15 protein-coding genes are annotated in these 19,127 nt (G+C 42.1%); 14 read left to right on the forward strand and 1 reads right to left on the reverse strand.

All coding sequences use genetic code 11. From position 1 onward, the window contains the following. Positions 1-23: 23 nt before the first annotated feature. The gene (gene mnmG, locus FSC11_RS08300; protein ID WP_163166262.1) at positions 24-1,904 is read right to left on the reverse strand and encodes a tRNA uridine-5-carboxymethylaminomethyl(34) synthesis enzyme MnmG; all 1,881 of its coding nucleotides are present in this window, start codon (positions 1,902-1,904) and stop codon (positions 24-26) included. A gap of 265 nt (positions 1,905-2,169) precedes the next feature. On the opposite strand from mnmG, the gene FSC11_RS08305 reads away from it, so the two are divergent. From FSC11_RS08305 to dnaE, 14 genes are all read left to right on the forward strand, one after another. Continuing rightward, complete coding sequence (locus FSC11_RS08305) at positions 2,170-2,514, forward strand: hypothetical protein (RefSeq protein ID WP_163166264.1); 345 nt, start codon at positions 2,170-2,172, stop codon at positions 2,512-2,514. Positions 2,515-2,640: 126 nt separating this feature from the next. After that, positions 2,641-3,531, forward strand: coding sequence for a bile acid:sodium symporter family protein (locus FSC11_RS08310; protein ID WP_163166266.1), 891 nt, complete (start codon positions 2,641-2,643; stop codon positions 3,529-3,531). 81 nt (positions 3,532-3,612) lie between these two features. Then, the gene (locus FSC11_RS08315) at positions 3,613-4,500 is read left to right on the forward strand and encodes a bile acid:sodium symporter family protein (RefSeq protein WP_005221741.1); all 888 of its coding nucleotides are present in this window, start codon (positions 3,613-3,615) and stop codon (positions 4,498-4,500) included. Between the two features lie 134 nt (positions 4,501-4,634). Further along, complete coding sequence (prmA, locus tag FSC11_RS08320; protein WP_048881686.1) at positions 4,635-5,537, forward strand: 50S ribosomal protein L11 methyltransferase; 903 nt, start codon at positions 4,635-4,637, stop codon at positions 5,535-5,537. A gap of 14 nt (positions 5,538-5,551) precedes the next feature. Then, positions 5,552-6,430, forward strand: a complete 879-nt coding sequence (locus FSC11_RS08325) for a DUF3426 domain-containing protein (RefSeq protein ID WP_163166268.1) — start codon at positions 5,552-5,554, stop codon at positions 6,428-6,430. A 400-nt stretch (positions 6,431-6,830) separates the two neighbouring features. Further along, the gene (fis, locus tag FSC11_RS08330) at positions 6,831-7,100 is read left to right on the forward strand and encodes a DNA-binding transcriptional regulator Fis (RefSeq protein ID WP_001086304.1); all 270 of its coding nucleotides are present in this window, start codon (positions 6,831-6,833) and stop codon (positions 7,098-7,100) included. Between the two features lie 94 nt (positions 7,101-7,194). Continuing rightward, positions 7,195-8,769: a bifunctional phosphoribosylaminoimidazolecarboxamide formyltransferase/IMP cyclohydrolase gene (purH, locus tag FSC11_RS08335; protein ID WP_005221736.1), complete on the forward strand. Its 1,575-nt coding sequence runs from the start codon at positions 7,195-7,197 to the stop codon at positions 8,767-8,769. A gap of 127 nt (positions 8,770-8,896) precedes the next feature. Next, positions 8,897-10,180: a phosphoribosylamine--glycine ligase gene (gene purD, locus FSC11_RS08340; RefSeq protein ID WP_163166270.1), complete on the forward strand. Its 1,284-nt coding sequence runs from the start codon at positions 8,897-8,899 to the stop codon at positions 10,178-10,180. 85 nt (positions 10,181-10,265) lie between these two features. Next, positions 10,266-10,928 (forward strand): TIGR02391 family protein, encoded by a 663-nt coding sequence (locus FSC11_RS08345; RefSeq protein ID WP_163166272.1) that lies wholly within the window; start codon positions 10,266-10,268, stop codon positions 10,926-10,928. A 189-nt stretch (positions 10,929-11,117) separates the two neighbouring features. Continuing rightward, positions 11,118-11,675, forward strand: a complete 558-nt coding sequence (locus FSC11_RS08350; protein ID WP_163166274.1) for a GNAT family N-acetyltransferase — start codon at positions 11,118-11,120, stop codon at positions 11,673-11,675. A gap of 590 nt (positions 11,676-12,265) precedes the next feature. Then, positions 12,266-13,141, forward strand: a complete 876-nt coding sequence (locus FSC11_RS08355) for a MetQ/NlpA family ABC transporter substrate-binding protein (RefSeq protein WP_163166276.1) — start codon at positions 12,266-12,268, stop codon at positions 13,139-13,141. Positions 13,142-13,214: 73 nt separating this feature from the next. Continuing rightward, positions 13,215-14,240: a methionine ABC transporter ATP-binding protein gene (locus FSC11_RS08360; protein ID WP_163166278.1), complete on the forward strand. Its 1,026-nt coding sequence runs from the start codon at positions 13,215-13,217 to the stop codon at positions 14,238-14,240. Then, a complete protein-coding gene (locus FSC11_RS08365; RefSeq protein WP_071321091.1) occupies positions 14,237-14,932 on the forward strand; it encodes a methionine ABC transporter permease in 696 nt (231 codons plus the stop codon). The genes FSC11_RS08360 and FSC11_RS08365 overlap by 4 nt, the downstream gene beginning before the upstream one ends. 595 nt (positions 14,933-15,527) lie before the next feature. Further along, positions 15,528-19,100, forward strand: coding sequence for a DNA polymerase III subunit alpha (dnaE, locus tag FSC11_RS08370; protein WP_163166280.1), 3,573 nt, complete (start codon positions 15,528-15,530; stop codon positions 19,098-19,100). The last annotated feature ends 27 nt before the right edge of the window (positions 19,101-19,127 follow it).

Raw genomic sequence — 19,127 nt, forward strand, 5'->3', positions numbered from 1 at the left:
TGCGGGTTTTTTAACATCAAATCTTAGGCAGATTTTTTTGTTTGTGCATTCTTGCGAATCGTGATCATCACCAGTTGAACTGCAGCAGGGGTTACACCCGGAATACGGCTTGCTTGTGCAAGCGTTTCAGGACGAACATCTTTTAACTTCAAGGTAATTTCACGAGAAAGACCTGAAACGATGTCATAGTTAAAATCAGCAGGAATCTTGGTTTCTTCCAAACGCTTCATTTGCGCAACATCTTGGTGCTGACGGTTAATATAACCTTCATATTTCACCGCAATCTCAATCTGGTCGCCCACCTGAGCTGACACGTCAGAACCTGTTAATTCTGCAATTTGAGCAAAGGTAATATTTGGACGTTTTAACAAATCAATCGCTGAACATTCTTTAGAAAGGTCTGCACCTGTCATCTCAACGAATTTTTTACCCATTGGGTTGTTTGGCGCTGCCCAAAGATGTTGTAAACGACCTGTTTCACGTTCAACCGCTTCCATTTTCTCGCAGTAAGCCGCCCAACGCTCATCATCCACCAGACCCATTTCACGACCAATTGGTGTTAAACGTTGGTCTGCGTTGTCTTCACGCAGCATCAAACGATATTCCGCACGTGAAGTGAACATACGGTACGGTTCTTTAGTACCTAAAGTGATCAAGTCATCAACCAACACGCCCATGTACGCTTCATCACGTTTCGGGGTCCATTGCTCTTGATCCCACGCACGGCGTGCAGCGTTCAAGCCTGCAAGTAAACCTTGTGCGCCTGCTTCTTCATAACCTGTTGTACCGTTGATTTGACCCGCAAAGTACAAGTTATTAATCGCTTTGGTTTCTAAAGTGAATTTCAACGCTTGTGGGTTGAAATAATCGTATTCGATTGCATAACCCGGGCGAAGAATGTGCGCATTCTCCATACCACGAATTGAGCGAACCAATTCAAATTGCACGTCAAATGGAAGTGAAGTCGAAATACCATTTGGATACAACTCGTGTGTATCTAAACCTTCAGGCTCTAAGAACACTTGGTGTGAGTCTTTATCGGCAAAACGGTGAATCTTGTCTTCAATCGATGGGCAATAACGTGGACCAACACCTTCAATCACACCGGTATACATGGGTGAACGGTCTAAACCACCACGAATAATGTCATGAGTTTTTTCATTTGTATGCGTAATGTAGCAGTTCACTTGCTCAGGGTGCATAGATGCATCACCCATGAATGACATGGTCGGAGATGGGAAATCACCCGGCTGTGGTGTCATTACAGAGAAATCAACTGAACGTGCATCAATACGTGGTGGTGTACCTGTTTTTAAACGACCCACAGGTAAGTTTAATTCACGTAAACGATGCGCCAATGAAATTGATGGTGGATCGCCTGCACGACCACCGCTTGATTTCTCAAGACCGACGTGAATCACACCACCTAAGAATGTACCTGCAGTTAACACCACAGTTTTGGCATCAAAGCGAATACCCATTTGGGTTACTACACCTTTAACGGTATCGCCTTCAACAATCAGGTCATCCGCTGCTTGTTGGAAAATATCAAGATTCGCTTGGTTTTCTAATGTTTCACGAATCGCAGCTTTATAACGTACACGGTCAGCCTGCGCGCGCGTCGCACGAACCGCAGCACCTTTACGTGAGTTTAAAGTTCGGAATTGGATACCGCCTTTGTCAGCAGCAAGTGCCATTGCACCGCCCAAGGCATCAATTTCACGCACCAAGTGCGATTTACCAATACCACCGATGGCTGGGTTACAGCTCATCTGCCCTAAAGTCTCAATATTGTGAGTTAAGAGTAAAGTCTGTCGACCCATACGCGCCGCAGCCAATGCTGCTTCCGTACCTGCGTGACCGCCACCGATCACAATGACATCGTATACTTTAGGATAGTGCATAGTGGTATTTGAGAGATTAAAAAAGGATAGCCGAAGATTATAGCAAAAATTGCAGAATAGTTGACAAATTCAATGGAATTAATTCAAGGTCACCCTATCGTATTTTTATAAACCTTCTTAATTGTCACTTAATCTTTCATTTTTTAGCAAAACACCGATAAATCAATACATAGAGCTTGTATTTGTTACCTGATCGCAATTGTGTGCAGCTGAGTATTTTCTAAGATGTAAATTTGACGCCACACAAAGAAAAAAGGTGAAATAAATGGATAAGAAAATATTATTTTCAATAATGCTCGGTGCACTATCAGTAACAGGTATGGCAACTGCAAATGATAAGGTTGCTAAGGTTTACAATCCAGATTTGTATCAGAAAGTCTGTAAAGGCAAATCAGCTGGTGATGCCGTAACTTTTGCTCATCGTGGCATTATCTGGAACGGAACCTGTGAACCACAGTTTTTTTCCAACTCCAAAACAGCCTTAATGGGTGATGAAGCTGAAATTTACAGTGCTTGCCAGGACGCTTCTGGAAACACCACAACCACTGTTAATGGTCGGGAAATTAGTGGTAAGTGTGCTTTGGGCTTCACCCCTCCTCGACCTAAATAAAACTCTTTGAAGTGATACAAGAATAAATGGGCAAAATTGAGGTTTTGCCCATTTTCTATTGATTATTTAATAATTTACGTTAAACTGAATTTAAAACTGAAGATCCAATAATAAAAAGGACATTCTATGGATTCGGTATTTTTCGTTTTTTTATTGCCGGTGCTGCTGGCAATTTTGATGATGGGGTTAGGACTTGAATTACGCGTGAAGGATTTTATTCGTGTACTCAACTATCCTAAGATCATTTTTATTGCCTTATTTATCCAGCTGATCCTGTTGACCAGTCTGGCTTTTCTGATTTGTATCATATTAGATTTGCCGCCGCTACTGGCTGTGGGTTTAATGCTGCTGGCAGCCTCTCCGGGTGGACCAACTGCCAATCTGTTCAGCTACCTATATAAAGGTGATTTGGCGCTTAACTTCACCCTGACTACAATTAATACTTTTATATCGATCTTCACCCTGCCTTTTATTATTAATTTATCCTTACATTTTTTCCTGGGCAGTGACGATACCATTACCATGCCAGCCATGAAGATGGTTCAGGTATTTTTTATCATATTACTTCCTGTTATCTTCGGTATGGCATTACGGGCTAAATTCCCAAGGCTCACAATCACTGTCAATCGCTCAATGCGTATTTTCGCAATTGGCTTCCTCATTGCATTATTTGTATTTGCAGTCGTACGCGAACGCCATAATCTGATGGAATATTTCAATAGCATCGGAATTGCGACCGTAATTTTTGGCTTTTCCAGCCTGTTTATTGGTTATTGCCTACCTTTACTGCTTGGTATTCCAGACCGTCAGGCACGTGCTTGTACCTTTGAGGTGGGCATTCATAATACCGCTGTTGCCATAACTATCGCTATTACCGTATTAGGCAATAATACTATTGCCATCCCTGCGGGTATCTATACTATTGTCATGTACACTCTTGCCACTTTTTTTGGCATTATCCTGAGCCGTCAACGCATCATTTATCAGAAATCCAAGCATCGTTTATCAGATTTGTAAACACACTATATAAACCATAATTTCCTCTGTATGCTGGACTTAAAAATAGATAAAAAAGACATTTAAATAAGGAGCATACAGATGGATTCTGGCTTTATTACCATATTGTTACCACTGGCTTTAGCGATCATTATGATGGGGCTTGGACTTGAACTTACCCCACGTGACTTTAGCCGAGTGACCCGCCATCCCAAAGCTGTACTCATCGCACTTTTCTGTCAGCTGATTATCCTGGTGGGAATCGCCTTTGTACTATGTAAACTACTAGCTTTACCACCACTGTTATCAGTCGGTTTGATGCTCTTGGCTGCTTCTCCAGGCGGTGCCACAGCCAACCTGTTTAGCTACCTATTCAAAGGTGATCTGGCGCTGAATATTACTTTGACAGCAATCAACTCAGTCATTGCTGCAATTACCCTTCCTTTAATTATTAACTTCTCGATCTTGCACTTCATGCAGGATAGCCAGCAAGTTGGCCTGCAATTTGGCAAAATTCTGCAGGTCTTTGCGATTATTCTGATTCCAGTTGGGATTGGCATGCTGATTCGTCATTATGCACCAGGTGTGACAGCAAAATTGAATCGACCACTGCGGATTTTTGCTATTACTTTTCTGGTTCTTATTATTGTCGCAACCATTGTGAAGGAACGTGCCAATATAAGTGAATATCTGACTCAAGTCGGACTGGCAACTGCCTTATTCTGTATCCTGAGCCTTGGCATCGGCTATCTGGTTCCACGACTCCTTAACATTAATAGCGCTCAAGCCCGCGCCAGTGCTTTTGAAATCGGCATTCATAACAGTACCCTTGCGATGACGATTGCCCTGACCGTGATTGGCAGCTCAGCAGTAGCAATGCCAGCGGCAGTTTATTCTATTTTTATGTATATATTTGCTGCAATTTTTGGCACTTTACTGAATCGACTTGCACCGCTTCAGGTACAAAAACCCCTGACAAATCTAGATTAGATAAAGTCTAAAACCTTCAGAAGGATGTCTTAGGCATCCTTTTTTTATTTACACCTGCACAGCAATCTAGCCGCACAAAAACCGGAACTTCCGTTACAATAGCTTTTTGAAAAGATATACATAAGGTTATTTCTGTGAAGTGGTTACAAATTCATATTACGGTTGATCAGGCTCAGGTTGATTTCACTGAAACATTACTCAGCTCGCTGGGTGCGGTGAGCGTGACGCTGGATGATGCTGAAAATCAGGATTTACTTGAACCACTTCCAGGTGAAACACCGTTGTGGAATAAAGTGATTGTTACCGGTATTTATGCACAAGAAGAAGGCGAAGAAATCGATGTCGATGCACTCGAAACCTTTATTCGTGCACAAATGCCTGAAGCGCCTATCCGTCATGAATTTCTGGAAGATCAAGCTTGGGAACGCACCTGGATGGATGCTTATGAACCAATTCAGATTTCTGACAAGTTCTGGATTGTGCCAGAATGGATGGAACCACCTGAAGCAGATGCAGTAAATATCAAGCTCGATCCTGGTCTAGCTTTTGGTACAGGCAATCATGCTTCTACTTTCCTCTGCCTGCAATGGCTGGGGAAAACAGATCTCAAAGACAAAACCGTCATCGACTATGGCTGTGGTTCAGGCATTTTGGCTGTTGCTGCCCTGCTACTCGGCGCGAAAAAAGCATATGCAACCGATATTGATCCACAAGCAGTCTTGGCCACCCAACAAAATGCCGAACTTAATGGTGTACTTGATCGGCTTTATGTAGGCTTACCGGAAGAATTTAACGAAGAGCTTGGTGCAATAAAGGCAGATGTTTTCGTTGCTAATATCTTGGCAGGTCCACTGATGATGCTTGAACCACATTTTGCAGAATTGGTAAAAGCTGAGGGTGAATTCGCACTTGCGGGTGTTATTGAAGAACAAGTTACTGATGTTACTAGCATTTACTCTAATCATTTTGATATATTAGAAGTAGCGAAGCGTGATGAATACTGGTGTCGAATTTCTGGTAAACGCCATAAGAATTAAATAAGCGTGAATGTATGAGTGATAAACGAACCCTCTGCCCGACTTGTTTCACAATCTACAAAGTAACGGTTGCTCAGTTAACCATTGCTCAGGGTATGGTTTGTTGTCCCAAATGCACCACCTCATTTAATGCACTTTCTCATCTGGTGACCGAACCTCAGCCTTCGGCCACTGGCACCCCCCCTGAAGCTAATGTTGAGTCTCTTAGTCCAGCTCAAGCTACATCACAATTTGATGCAGACTTATATAACAGCAAGATTTCTTCTCGCCTCAACAATCTTCTACATATTTTTGATGAAAAAGTTGAAAACTCGAATATTGATCTCAAAACCTATTTGAATAATCTAAACTATTTTAGTACCGAGCCCATCAGTGCCCTTCCAGCCATGAACTGGGAAGAAGATACAGATGACAGAAGTCAGCGCTCTATCTTGCAATATATTGGCTGGACAGCAATAAATGTATTATTACTCGGCATATTGGTTTTTCAGTTCTTCTGGTTTAATCCACAGTACTTAAAGAATAGTCATGTGATGGGTACAGCGTTTAATGCTGTTTGTGATGTATTCAATTGTTCTAATATGGAAGAACATTACGACCTGATTAATACCAGGAATGTTAAAGTCACGGCATCAGATTCAAAGCAAACCCGGTTCACAGGTGAGCTGATCAATTATCATGACCGCAGCCTGGCCATGCCAGTTTTGCGTCTCGACTTAAAAGATAATGGGGTGATTACTGCTTCCTATACGCTTTCACCTTCAGAATACCTGATTGAAAGTTTAGTGAGCATCCAGCGTATTCCCCAAAATAGTCCTTTTAAATTCGACTTTCAGGTTCCAGTCAAGCGAAAAAGTTTCGATAGCTATAGTTTAGAAATAATTCGTCCTTGATATTGAAAAAAACTATCAAAAAAGACAAAAAAACTAAAAAAAAATGCAGTTTTCTTGCTCACTTTTTTGTAGACAATGGTATTATACGCGCCACGAAAGCTATGTGCTGCCAACTCTTCGCTAATTTTTCACAACAAATACAGTCTTGCTAATGCGCTCTAACACTTATTGCGTATCGTGCAGATTTTTTTGTTTGATTTTTGGTCGGTAACAAAAATTTAACAATTGTTACGCTTATATTTCGACCAACTGGCTGAGATGTGTCAAGCTACATGCTCAATGTAATGACCATGTTTTAGAGCTTCTGTTTTAGGATCTAAAACAGAAGCTCATTTAATTTATAGACCACTTTTATATATCACTTTACCCAAGTGGTATTTGATTTTTCGGATTAATTCGCATGAATAGCAAATCTCCTATTTTTACTGCACAATCTGATGTCGCTCTTCGTATTCACGTAGATCGCGCAGTTCGCCACTATTTTGCACAACTGCAAGGCGAGCAACCTTCTCAGGTGTATGACATGGTGCTGGCAGAAATGGAGAAGCCTCTTCTATCTGTAGTTCTAGAATATACGCGTGGTAACCAGACCCGCGCTGCTGAAATTCTCGGCTTAAACCGCGGTACTTTGCGTAAAAAGTTAAAAGCACACGGTTTAATGAGTGAATAAATGATAAAATGCTTGCGTTAATCGCAGGCATTTTTTTTGACTGTAAATTAGCTATTTAGATTTAATCTGTTCCTTGGTAACTGTGACGAAGATCATGACTATTAAACGCGCTTTAATCTCTGTTTCCGACAAAACCGGTATTGTCGAGTTTGCACAAAACCTTGCTGCTCTAGGGGTAGAAATTTTATCTACTGGCGGTACATATAAATTGTTGAAAGACAATAATGTCGCTGTAGTTGAAGTTTCAGAGCACACTGGTTTCCCAGAGATGATGGACGGCCGTGTTAAAACACTACATCCGAAAATTCATGGCGGCATTCTGGCCCGTCGTGGTCTAGACGAAGCTGTGATGGCTGAACACAACATCGATGCGATCGATCTTGTTGTTGTTAACCTATATCCATTTGCTGCGACTGTAGCAAAACCAAACTGTTCACTTGCTGATGCAATCGAAAACATCGACATCGGTGGTCCGACTATGGTTCGTGCTGCTGCAAAAAACCATGCTTCTGTCGGTATCGTAGTGAATGCATCTGACTACGCAACGGTAATTGCTGAGCTTAAAGCGGAAGGTGCTTTATCTTATGCAACCCGTTTTGACCTGGCGGTTAAAGCATTTGAACATACTGCGCAATACGATGGTATGATCGCATCTTACTTAGGCGCTCGCGTAGGTGTCGAGGAAGGTCAGGCTGACAAATTCGCGCGTACTTTCAATACACAATTGAACAAAGCTCAAGACTTACGTTATGGTGAAAATCCGCATCAGTCTGCTGCATTCTATGTAGATCCAGCTGCAACTGAAGCTTCTGTTTCAACTGCAAAACAGTTACAAGGTAAAGAACTCTCTTATAACAACATTGCGGACACAGACGCTGCACTTGAATGTGTTAAATCATTTGCAAAGCCTGCTTGTGTCATCGTTAAACATGCCAACCCATGTGGCGTTGCAGTATCTTTAGACGGTATCAAAGCTGCTTACGATCTTGCTTATGCAACTGATCCAGAATCTGCATTCGGCGGCATCATTGCATTCAACCGTGAATTAGATGTTGAAACTGCACAAGCAATTGTTGACCGTCAATTCGTTGAAGTAATCATCGCTCCTAGCGTTGCTGAAGGCGTGCTTGAAGTCACTGGTGCGAAGAAAAATGTACGCGTACTAGTATGTGGCGAACTTCCAAAGATTGACGAACGTGCTGCACAACTTGACTACAAACGCGTAAACGGCGGTTTGTTAGTTCAAGATCAAGACTTAGGCATGATTACTAAAGATGATCTTAAAGTTGTGACTAAACGCGCACCAACTGAACAAGAAATTGATGACATGATCTTTGCTTGGAAAGTTGCTAAATACGTTAAATCTAACGCAATTGTTTATGCGAAAAACCGTCAAACGATTGGTGTTGGCGCAGGTCAAATGAGCCGCGTAAACTCTGCTCGTATCGCTGCAATCAAAGCTGAACACGCAGGCTTAGTGGTTGAAGGTGCAGTAATGGCGTCTGATGCATTCTTCCCATTCCGTGATGGTATTGATAACGCTGCAAAAGCAGGTATCAAGTGCATTATTCAGCCGGGTGGTTCTATGCGTGACGAAGAAACGATTGCAGCAGCTGACGAAGCTGGTATTGCAATGGTGTTCACTGGCATGCGCCATTTCCGTCACTAATTGATGGATTAAATTGTAATGACAATGTCATTTACATTAAGAGACATAGATTTCTAATCTTGCATAAAGTCCTCTCCTTTAAAGGTTGAGGACTTTATGTCATTTTCGATTCATGGAGTATGAACCGATGAATATTTTAGTTTTGGGTAGTGGCGGTCGTGAACATGCATTGGCATGGAAAATCGCGCAAGATGAACAAGTTACACAAGTTTTTGTTGCACCGGGAAATGCGGGTACAGCAACTGAACCAAAATGTGAAAATGTCGCACTGAACATTTTAGATAACACCGCAATTATCGACTTTGCTAAAAACAATGCCATTGAGTTGATCATTGTTGGCCCAGAAGCACCACTGGTAAATGGCGTAGTCGATGCATGTCGCGCGGCAGGTGTGAAAATTTGGGGCCCTACCCAATTTGCAGCACAGTTAGAAGGCTCTAAAGCATTTGCCAAGCACTTCTTAAAACGCCATAACATTCCAACTGCTTTCTATGACGTATTCACAGAAGTCGCTGCTGCTAAAGCATTTGTTGAAAAAAATGGCGCGCCGATCGTGATCAAGGCGGACGGTCTTGCTGCGGGTAAAGGTGTGATCGTTGCGATGACCAACGAAGAGGCATTTGCTGCGATTGATGACATGCTTGCAGGCAACAAATTTGGTGATGCCGGTTCTCGTGTGGTGATTGAAGAATTTTTGGCAGGTGAAGAAGCATCATTCATTTGTATGATTGATGGCGACAACATTTTGCCAATGGCAACCTCACAAGACCATAAGCGTATCTGTGAAGGCGACCAAGGTCCAAACACGGGCGGTATGGGTGCTTACTCGCCTGCACCTGTAGTGACTGCAGACGTATTTGAAAAAACTATGAATGAAGTGATGCGTCCTACCGTTGAAGGTATGAAAAAAGACGGTCATGTTTATACTGGTTTCTTATACGCAGGCTTGATGATTGATGAACAAGGTCAACCAAAAGTGATCGAGTTCAACTGTCGTTTTGGTGACCCTGAAACTCAGCCAATCATGATGCGTTTAAAATCATCTTTGGTTGATTTGGTTCAAGCAGGCATCGAAGGTAATTTACCTGCGCAAGCTGAATGGGATGAGCGTAAGACTGTCGGTATCGTGCTTGCATCTAAGGGCTACCCTGAAACCTCTAGCAATGGCGATGTGATTTCAGGTTTAGATACTGTGATGGCAGATGCGAAAGTATTCCATGCAGGTACAAAAGCTCTTGAGAATGGTGACATTGTGACGGCTGGCGGTCGTGTACTTTGTGTAACTGCACTTGGTGATACCATTGGTGAAGCACAAGCCAAAGCTCTCGAGCTTTGTGAAAAAGTAACGTTTGACGGCGTTCAATATCGTAAAGATATTGGTTACCGTGCGATTGCACGTGAAAATGCTTAATTCAGTTTAAGCATTAAAAAAACCCCGCTGAGTGCGGGGTTTTTTATTATAAGATGTACTTAAATCATTTCATCAATAAGAACATATGCTAAATATCTTTAATAGAGCCTCTGATTCAATCCAATATTTAGGCACTCCATATACACAAGACTGCATAGAAGCGCTTGCCCTAGTTCTTCAAATCGAAGAACAAGTTGAAATGGCTCTTATTTTAACAAATAATCATAATCATTGTTTTTTAATTCAAGGATATAGGACTACCTATCTAATTAGATATGGATTTCGATCTGATCATATCTCAGAAGGCTATAAAGGTTTTGTAAAAGCTTTAAAACTTTTGCAACGACATGAAGTTGAAATCAAAGAGCTAGTTATATCATCAAAAGAATTTGAAACCATTCAACAAAATTCCTTAAGTGATAGCAATGTACAATCTTTCTTAAATAGCCCTTATAAACGGACTCATACAATTTATGAGCATATTAGTAATCTAGATTACATGCTTAAAGAACCTTTGAAAATAGATAACTATTACCCAAAAGAATTACCATTAAATTTAATTGACGAAAGAATTTTAGACTTAGCTTTAAGTTTCAAAGAAGATGCTGATGCATCGATAATGAAAGCCTATACTCGATTAGAAGACATTATTCGTAAAAAATTAAATTCACAAAAATTCTCCAGCTCACTCATGGAAGATGCCTTTTGTTCAGATTTAAAGAAAAATAGATTATCTCCTTTTAAATGAGAGACAGAAAATGAGGGGTCATCTACTGCAATTGGAAGACTATTTACAAATACATTTAAAGCTTATCGTAATCCACGAGCGCATAGCGAAGTGAAGAAATCCACCTCTCAACTTCAAAGAGAGTTTTTATTAATAAATGAACTTTATTTACTCGAAAATGAATCAATTCAGCGATAAGTATATATAAATATGACAATCCACCTCCAAACCCCTCGCCTGATCCTCCGCCAATGGCAAGACTCCGACACTGCCCCATTTATCCAAATGTGCGCAGACGATGAAGTCATGCGTTATTTTCTTAAAAAACTCGATGCTTCCGAAACCACTGCATTTATGCAACGCTTAAAGGATGCCATTGAAACACGTGGTTGGGGTTTATATGCAGTAGAGCTTAAAAGCTCTGGCGAATTTATTGGCTTTATTGGGTTACACGTGCATCCGCCTGAGTTTGAAATGGCAGATGCCCCTGAGATTGGGTGGCGCTTGTTACCGCAATACTGGAATCAAGGCTATGCAACTGAAGGAGCCAAAGCAGTACTGAAATATGCCTTTAGAACCCTGCGACTTGAAAAAGTCATTTCTTTTACTGCTCGCATTAACACACCATCCGAACGTGTCATGCAAAATATTGGCTTAGAAAAAGTAGGAGAATTTGACCATCCGCTTGTATCTGCCGATCATATCTTGTGTAGACACGTACTCTATGAAAAACAGCGTTCGGATTATCTGCATATCCCCTTCTGTTAAAACATGCTTGCAGTATCATGAACTAAGAAAACCAAGATCAGATCCTGCATCGCCTAGTGAGCATGAAGGAAAGATTTATCTCGTTAAGATAGAATTTTCTTAATTTCCCAAGAATAAGATATTTTTCTTATATTTATCTATATGCATTTTTATGCTTAATATCGGCAAAAATATTATAAAGACCATCTTTTCATCAAAATGAATATTCAATTCATTTAAAGTAAAAATAATATATTGTAATTACTAATATTTTTATAAATTAGCTATTCACTTAATCAGATAAGTAATCATTTTTTATTCACTATATTGAATAAACAATAATTGGTATGATTGCGTCCATCCAGAGCATCATTTACGACTATATCTTTAAATAATCTCTATTTACTTTCTCCAAATAGAAAAAGTATATAGCGTTTAGTGAACTCTAAACCGATCAAACTAACGTGAACTTATTGCAGTACATTTGCATTTTCCCTGCCAGAGTCAAATGCAATATTGATCTAAAGTCTGAGGAAGAGATCATAAAACTCCTCTTTCACATGACCTTAAAATGCATATACTTTAGGCAACACGAGAATTAGGACATCTTTATGAAAAAGCTACTTGGCGTTTTACTCAGTGCATCAGTATTGACTTTAACTGCATGCGGAAAACAAGAAGCCCCTGCAACGGATGCAGCACAAAACAAAGATTCAGGTGAACTGCAAACAGTGACTATGGCTTCTACAGGTTCAGATGCTGATATCTGGCGCTACATTGCCACTTTACCTGAAACCGAGCAGGCCGGCATCAAGCTGGATGTAAAAAACTTCACCGACTATGTGTCGATGAACACTGCTGTTGCCAATAAAGAAATTGATGTTAACGCATTCCAGTCTTATGCCTATATGGTGGCTTATAATGATGCTAACACACAAAAGATTGCCCCACTTTCTACGACTTATCTTGAGCCAATGGGGATTTACTCAAGCAAAGTAAAAAAAGTAGAAGACTTTAAAACTGGCGCTACCATTGCCATTCCAAATGACGGCGCAAATGAATCACGTGCACTGTTATTATTGCAATCTGCGGGTCTGGTAAAACTTAAACCAAACTTTGATCTGGTTAAAGGTACGCCTGCTGACATCACTGAAAATGCGAAACAGATCGTGATCAAGCCGATTCAAATGGCAACAGCAGTACGTGTAAAAGACGAAGTCGATGCGATTGTATTAGGTAATACCCTAGCAATGGAAGGTGGTCTGAACGTATTGAAAGATGCAATCTACTATGAAGCCATTGATCAAAGCACTAAAATGAACGTGAACGTTTTAGCAGTTGCAGCCGATCGTCAAAATGATCCTGTACTTCAAAAAGTTGGTCAGTTGTATCATACTCCTGCTGTGAAAGCCTATGTTGATGAACACTTTGGCGGTACAAAGGTTGCGGTAAACAAACCGGTAACTTATTTGACCGAAGTAAAGTAATACAATAATCAATACTCAAAACAGGCAAGGATAACTTGCCTGTTTTTTTATTCGTGATGCAGTATTTGACACTATGATTGAATTTAAAGACATCTCCAAACAGTACGAGCTGAAAGGCCTGACCTTACATGCCCTGAACCGGATCAACCTGCAGATTCCGACTGGCAGTATCTTTGGCATTATTGGCTATAGTGGTGCCGGTAAAAGTACCCTGATTCGCCTGATTAACCTGCTGGAACGACCAACTTCGGGCCGGGTAATAATTAATGGTACAGATTTTACTGCTTTGGATGCCAAATCATTGCGTCAGGAACGTAACCAGATTGGCATGATTTTCCAGCATTTTAATTTGATGCAGACCAAAACTGTGGCTTCCAATATTGAAATGCCAATGAAACTGCTTGGCTGGAGTAAAGCTGAACGGGAAAAGCGTCTTGAAGAATTGCTGGACTTTATTGATTTAAAACATAAACGCAATGCTTTTCCAGATGAACTTTCTGGCGGTCAGAAGCAGCGTGTCGGTATTGCCCGTGCCTTAGCAAATCATCCAAAGATCTTGTTATGTGATGAAGCAACCTCAGCACTCGATCCGCAAACGACTAAATCTGTACTGCAACTGCTGAAACGCATTAATCAGGAACAAGGCATTACGATTGTGATGGTCACCCATGAAATGGATGTGATTGAAACTGTGTGTGATTATGTGGCAGTCATGGAAAAAGGTGATGTGATTGAAACTGGCTCTACCTTACAGATTTTCAGTCAGCCTCAGCATCCGACCACGAAAAACTTTATTCAAACCGTACTACAGCAAAACTTGCCCGTAAATATTCTGACGAATCTGGAAAATCAGAATCACCACAGTATTTATTGTTTAAAGTTCCTGGGTAGCTCAGCGCAGGAAACTGTGATTCAGGGCGTGATTAAACAGTTTGATATCAGTTTGAATATCCTGTTTGCCAATATGACTGAAATTAATGGTTCGGTGATTGGACAGATGTTTATCCAGCTTCTCGGTGATCCTGCACAAATTACAGCTGCAATACAATATCTCAGAGATCACGGCGTACAGGTAGATCAGGCAGGAGTACAGGAATGAGAGACTTAATTGTACAGTGGCTTACTACAATCACTGCGCCTTTCTGGAAAAGCTCGCTGTCGATGGACCAGTTCGTGACTGCACTGCAAGAAACTTTCCATATGGTGTTCTTCGCGATGCTGTTTGGTTGTATCTGGGGTTTTATTCAGGCGATTACTCTATTAGTTACTCGTCCAAATGGAATTTTGCCAAACCGTGTGATTTATCATGGTCTAAATCCGATTGTAAATGCACTGCGTTCTCTGCCATTTATTATCTTGCTGATCGCAGTAATTCCACTGACTAAATTTCTGGTTGGAACATCAATTGGTACTTGGGCAGCGATTGTGCCACTGACTATATATGTCGGTCCTTATATTGGTCGTCTGGTAGAAACTTCTCTGCTGGAAGTCAACGAAGGCATTATCGAATCTGCCCAAGCCATGGGCGCAACGCCAATGCAGATTATTTTCAAGTTTATTCTGCCGGAAGCGCGTAGTTCGCTAATTCTGAATCTCACCACTGCCACCATCAGTCTGATTGGCGCAACAGCGATGGCAGGTGCTGTCGGCGCTGGTGGTATTGGCGACTTGGCAATTTCTTATGGTTATCAGCGTTTTGATACCTCAGTGGTGATCATGACCGTGATTGTCTTATTGATCCTGGTACAAATTGTACAAAGTCTTGGTGACTGGTTATCACGGCTTCGTTAAGTTAATTCTCTGAGTAAATAAAGCCCTCTTTTTGAGGGTTTTATTTTCTACCCATAAAATATCTGCATCTTAAACATGGAAGCGAACATTTGATACATGACTTAGCAGCATGGATGCTGCCGTTGATCTGTCTTGCACAAGCTTTAAAGCAATGCTTAAAGCTTGCTCAGGAAGTGCCATCAGATCAACAAAGGGTTTTTTTTACTTTTGGCCCGTCAAAAGTAAAGCATAACTACTCAAAATTTAAATTAAAGTAAAAATAATGAAATTCTAATTTTCAAATAACTTCAGCAATAAGCTTACTGACACTTGAAATTTTTCTTTTACTTTTGAAAGATGAATAGCACTGCTATGCAAGGTAAAAAATCTTCTGTTGGCTTGATGATACTTCCCTGTATCACAAGCCAACGGCGACATCCATGTCGCCTAATACAGATTCAATTTAGGGAGAATAGTTCTATTCCAATACAGTGATGAACCTAGCCTTAAGTCAATTCTCAATTACAATCTAAAAGTTCAGCATTTCCCCTCAATTTCAAACTGAAACAATAAATCCCGTGCTAAACTATCGAGTGGTTTTTGCAGGGACTCATTTATGCACTTTGTTCATCTTGGTATTCATACAGAATTTTCGATTACTGAATCCATCGTACGGATACCAGACCTGGTCAAAGCTGCCGCAAATGACGAGATGCCAGCACTCGCGCTAACCGATTTGTCTAATCTGCATGCCGCGGTCAAATTCTATAAAAAATGCCTGGATAAAGGTATTAAACCAATTCTGGGTTCTGAAATTCGCCTGAATGATGCCGAGCATCGTGTCACCCTGCTTTCCATGACCAATAAAGGCTGGCGCAACCTGACCGAACTGGTCTCTGAAGGTTATATTAGCGGCCAGCAACTGGATATTCCTTGTGTACAAAAAGATTGGATCTTAAGGCAGCACGATGACATGATCGTATTGCTGGGTATGCAATCTGATGTCGGCAAAATGCTGATTACCTCAAATCCCGATAAGGCTGAACCTTTACTACAAGAATGGGTAGAGAAATTTGGTAATCGCGTATATTTAGCGCTTACTCGTACCAGTCGTCCTAATGAAGACCTTTTCATTGAAGAGGCGGTCAAACTCGCCAAAAAATATAATATCGGTGTAGTCGCACATAATGACGTGCACTTTATTGCACGTGAAGATTTTGAAGCACACGAAGCACGTGTCTGTATCGCCGATGGTTATGTGCTGGGTGATAATCGCCGCCCTAAAACCTATAGTCCTGAACAGTATTTTAAAAGTTCAGCAGAAATGGCAGAGCTTTTCTCGGATATTCCAACCGCGATTGAAAATACGTTTCATATCGCAAGACGCTGCAATGTCACCTTGCGTTTAGGCTTTAATGACCTGCCAGACTATCCGATTCCGGAAGGTCATACCATAGGCAGTTATTTTACCCATTTGTGTGAAGTCGGTCTGGAAGAACGCCTAGACTTTCTGTATCCCCCTGAACAACGTGGTGAGGACTGGCCGGAAATCCGTCAACCTTATGATGAACGTCTGGCCTTTGAAATCAAGATTATTCTGGACATGGGCTTCCCGGGTTACTTCCTGATCGTAATGGACTTCATTCAGTGGTCCAAAGGGAATGGTGTGCCGGTAGGTCCGGGCCGTGGTTCAGGTGCCGGTTCTCTTGTAGCCTACAGTTTAAAAATTACTGATCTTGATCCACTGCGTTATGACCTGCTATTCGAACGTTTCTTAAACCCGGAACGTGTTTCAATGCCCGACTTTGACGTCGATTTCTGTATTGCTGGTCGTGACCGCGTAATTGATTATGTCGCACGGACTTATGGTCGTGAAGCAGTCTCCCAGATTGCGACCTTCGGTACCATGGCGGCCAAAGGGGCAATTCGTGACGTGGCACGTGTCCTGGGTAAATCCTACGGTCTGGCTGATCGCATTTCCAAACTGATTCCCACCAAACCTTTGGGCTTAAGCCTGGAAGAGTCTCTGGAAGCCGAGCCACAACTGAAAGACGTCGTTACCAATCCCTCCAATCCGGATTATGACGATGCTTCTGAAATCTGGGAAATGGCGCTCAAGCTTGAAGGTATTACCCGGAATACCGGTAAACATGCCGGTGGTGTAGTAATTGCACCAACCAAGCTGACTGACTACTCAGCTGTGATGTGTGATGCTGATGGTACTGCGCGTGTTGCCCAGTTCGATAAGGACGATGTCGAAGCAGCCGGCCTGGTGAAGTTCGACTTCCTGGGTCTGCGTAACCTGACCGTAATTGAAGATGCGGTTAAGAATATCAATAAGCGTATCCAGAGCGATAAACCGCTAGATATTGCTTATATCCCGCTAGACGACAAAGATGCTTATCTGGTCTTTGCCGAAGCCAATACCACCGCGGTCTTCCAGTTTGAATCCGTGGGCATGAAAAAGATGCTGAAAGAAGCTCGCCCAAGCAAATTTGAAGAGATTATCGCGTTCGTATCGTTGTACCGTCCGGGTCCAATGGACCTGATTCCGGACTTTATCCATCGTATGCACGGCGGTGAGTTTGAATATCTGCATCCCCTGCTTGAAGGCGTATTAGAGCCAACTTACGGGATTATGGTGTATCAGGAACAGGTCATGCAGGCTGCACAGTTCTGTGCCGGCTATACCCTCGGTGGCGCAGACTTGCTGCGTCGTGCCATGGGTAAGAAAAAGCCTGAGGAAATGGTCAAGCAGCGGAAGATCTTCATTGAAGGTGCTGCGAAAAAAGATATTGATGAAGCCACAGCTAACCATATCTTCGACTATATGGAAAAGTTTGCCGGCTATGGTTTTAACAAATCGCATGCGGCAGCTTATGCTCTTGTTGCTTACCAGACGGCGTGGCTGAAAGCCCATTATCCGGCTGAGTTCCTGGCAGCGGTGATGTCTTCGGAAATGCAGAATACAGATAACGTGGTATTCCTGATTGATGACTGCCGCAAGAATAATCTGGAAGTATTACCACCATCCGTCAATATGTCGATCTACCAGTTCCATGCTACTGATGAAAAAACCATTGTCTATGGCCTAGGAGCGATTAAAGGCGTTGGTGAAGCGGCTATGCAGTCGGTAATTGAATCCCGTCAGAAAGAAGGTCCCTATAAAGACCTGTTTGACTTTTGCCACCGTATTGACCTGAAAAAAATCAATAAACGGACTTTGGAAGCCTTGATTCGTGCCGGTGCTTTGGATTGCTTGGGCATCGAGCGTGCTGACCTGATGGCACAACTCCCTGAAGCGGTACAGGCTGCGGATCAGGCTCGCCAAAACCGTGAAACTGGTATTATGGACCTGTTTGGTGAAGTTGAAGAAGTTCAACGCAAACCCTCTAAGCCAGTCAAACCGTGGTCCGATGAAGTCCGCCTTAAAGGCGAAAAAGATACGCTTGGTCTATATCTGACTGGTCACCCGATTGATGTTTACCGTAATGAGCTGAAAGCTTTTGTACCGTGTCAGATCAATGAACTGACCCCAACCCGCCGTGGTGTGACGACGGTATTTGCAGGTCTGGTGGTGGATGTAGCCAACTTCCCGAACCGGATGATGGTGACGCTGGATGATGGTACGGCACGGATTGAAGTCTCCACCAATCATGAACGTTTTAACCGCTTTAAAGACATTGTTCAGGTGGATCAAGTGGTGGTGATTGAAGGCGAAATTTATGAGCGCGAAGGTTTTGACCGTCCAATGGGTCGTCTGACCAAAGCCTTTAGCCTGAACGAAATCCGCCAGAAACGAGCCAATACCATCAAGATCACCCTGCAAGCGGAACATTACAGTAAAACCCTCAGCCGTGATCTGCAACAGATTTTAATACCATATACCAATGTGGATATGAGTACGCATATTCCAGTCATTCTTTATCTGGATTATGACTATGCAACGACTGAGCTGCATCTGGGCCTAAACTGGAAAGTTGCTCCGCTGGATGAACTACTGGTCAAATTACGGGACTACTTTGGTAAAGCTGCCTTGCATATTGAATATCAGGTTAAATCTAAAGCTGCCCGTGCGGTGTCTTATGAAGAAGCCAAGCCGATTGAAGTGCCGCCTCCTCCTGCAGATATGAGTATGGATGATGCCTTGGCGCAATATGAAGCCGAGTCTCAGCCGCAATATTCATAAATTCTGACCTTTAAAATATTTATATTG

This window comes from Acinetobacter schindleri (assembly GCF_010918895.1).
In the GTDB taxonomy this organism is placed as follows: Bacteria; Pseudomonadota; Gammaproteobacteria; order Pseudomonadales; family Moraxellaceae; genus Acinetobacter; species Acinetobacter schindleri.

Excerpts from the sequence above, each read along its gene's own strand:
- fis (WP_001086304.1), top strand. The coding sequence starts at position 6,831 with ATGAATAGCAAATCTCCTATTTTTACTGCACAATCTGATGTCGCTCTT.
- FSC11_RS08305 (WP_163166264.1), top strand. The coding sequence starts at position 2,170 with ATGGATAAGAAAATATTATTTTCAATAATGCTCGGTGCACTATCAGTA.
- purH (WP_005221736.1), top strand. The coding sequence starts at position 7,195 with ATGACTATTAAACGCGCTTTAATCTCTGTTTCCGACAAAACCGGTATT.
- FSC11_RS08315 (WP_005221741.1), top strand. The coding sequence starts at position 3,613 with ATGGATTCTGGCTTTATTACCATATTGTTACCACTGGCTTTAGCGATC.
- FSC11_RS08365 (WP_071321091.1), top strand. The coding sequence starts at position 14,237 with ATGAGAGACTTAATTGTACAGTGGCTTACTACAATCACTGCGCCTTTC.
- dnaE (WP_163166280.1), top strand. The coding sequence starts at position 15,528 with ATGCACTTTGTTCATCTTGGTATTCATACAGAATTTTCGATTACTGAA.
- mnmG (WP_163166262.1), bottom strand. The coding sequence starts at position 1,904 with ATGCACTATCCTAAAGTATACGATGTCATTGTGATCGGTGGCGGTCAC.
- FSC11_RS08310 (WP_163166266.1), top strand. The coding sequence starts at position 2,641 with ATGGATTCGGTATTTTTCGTTTTTTTATTGCCGGTGCTGCTGGCAATT.
- FSC11_RS08355 (WP_163166276.1), top strand. The coding sequence starts at position 12,266 with ATGAAAAAGCTACTTGGCGTTTTACTCAGTGCATCAGTATTGACTTTA.
- purD (WP_163166270.1), top strand. The coding sequence starts at position 8,897 with ATGAATATTTTAGTTTTGGGTAGTGGCGGTCGTGAACATGCATTGGCA.
- FSC11_RS08325 (WP_163166268.1), top strand. The coding sequence starts at position 5,552 with ATGAGTGATAAACGAACCCTCTGCCCGACTTGTTTCACAATCTACAAA.
- FSC11_RS08350 (WP_163166274.1), top strand. The coding sequence starts at position 11,118 with ATGACAATCCACCTCCAAACCCCTCGCCTGATCCTCCGCCAATGGCAA.
- FSC11_RS08345 (WP_163166272.1), top strand. The coding sequence starts at position 10,266 with ATGCTAAATATCTTTAATAGAGCCTCTGATTCAATCCAATATTTAGGC.
- FSC11_RS08360 (WP_163166278.1), top strand. The coding sequence starts at position 13,215 with ATGATTGAATTTAAAGACATCTCCAAACAGTACGAGCTGAAAGGCCTG.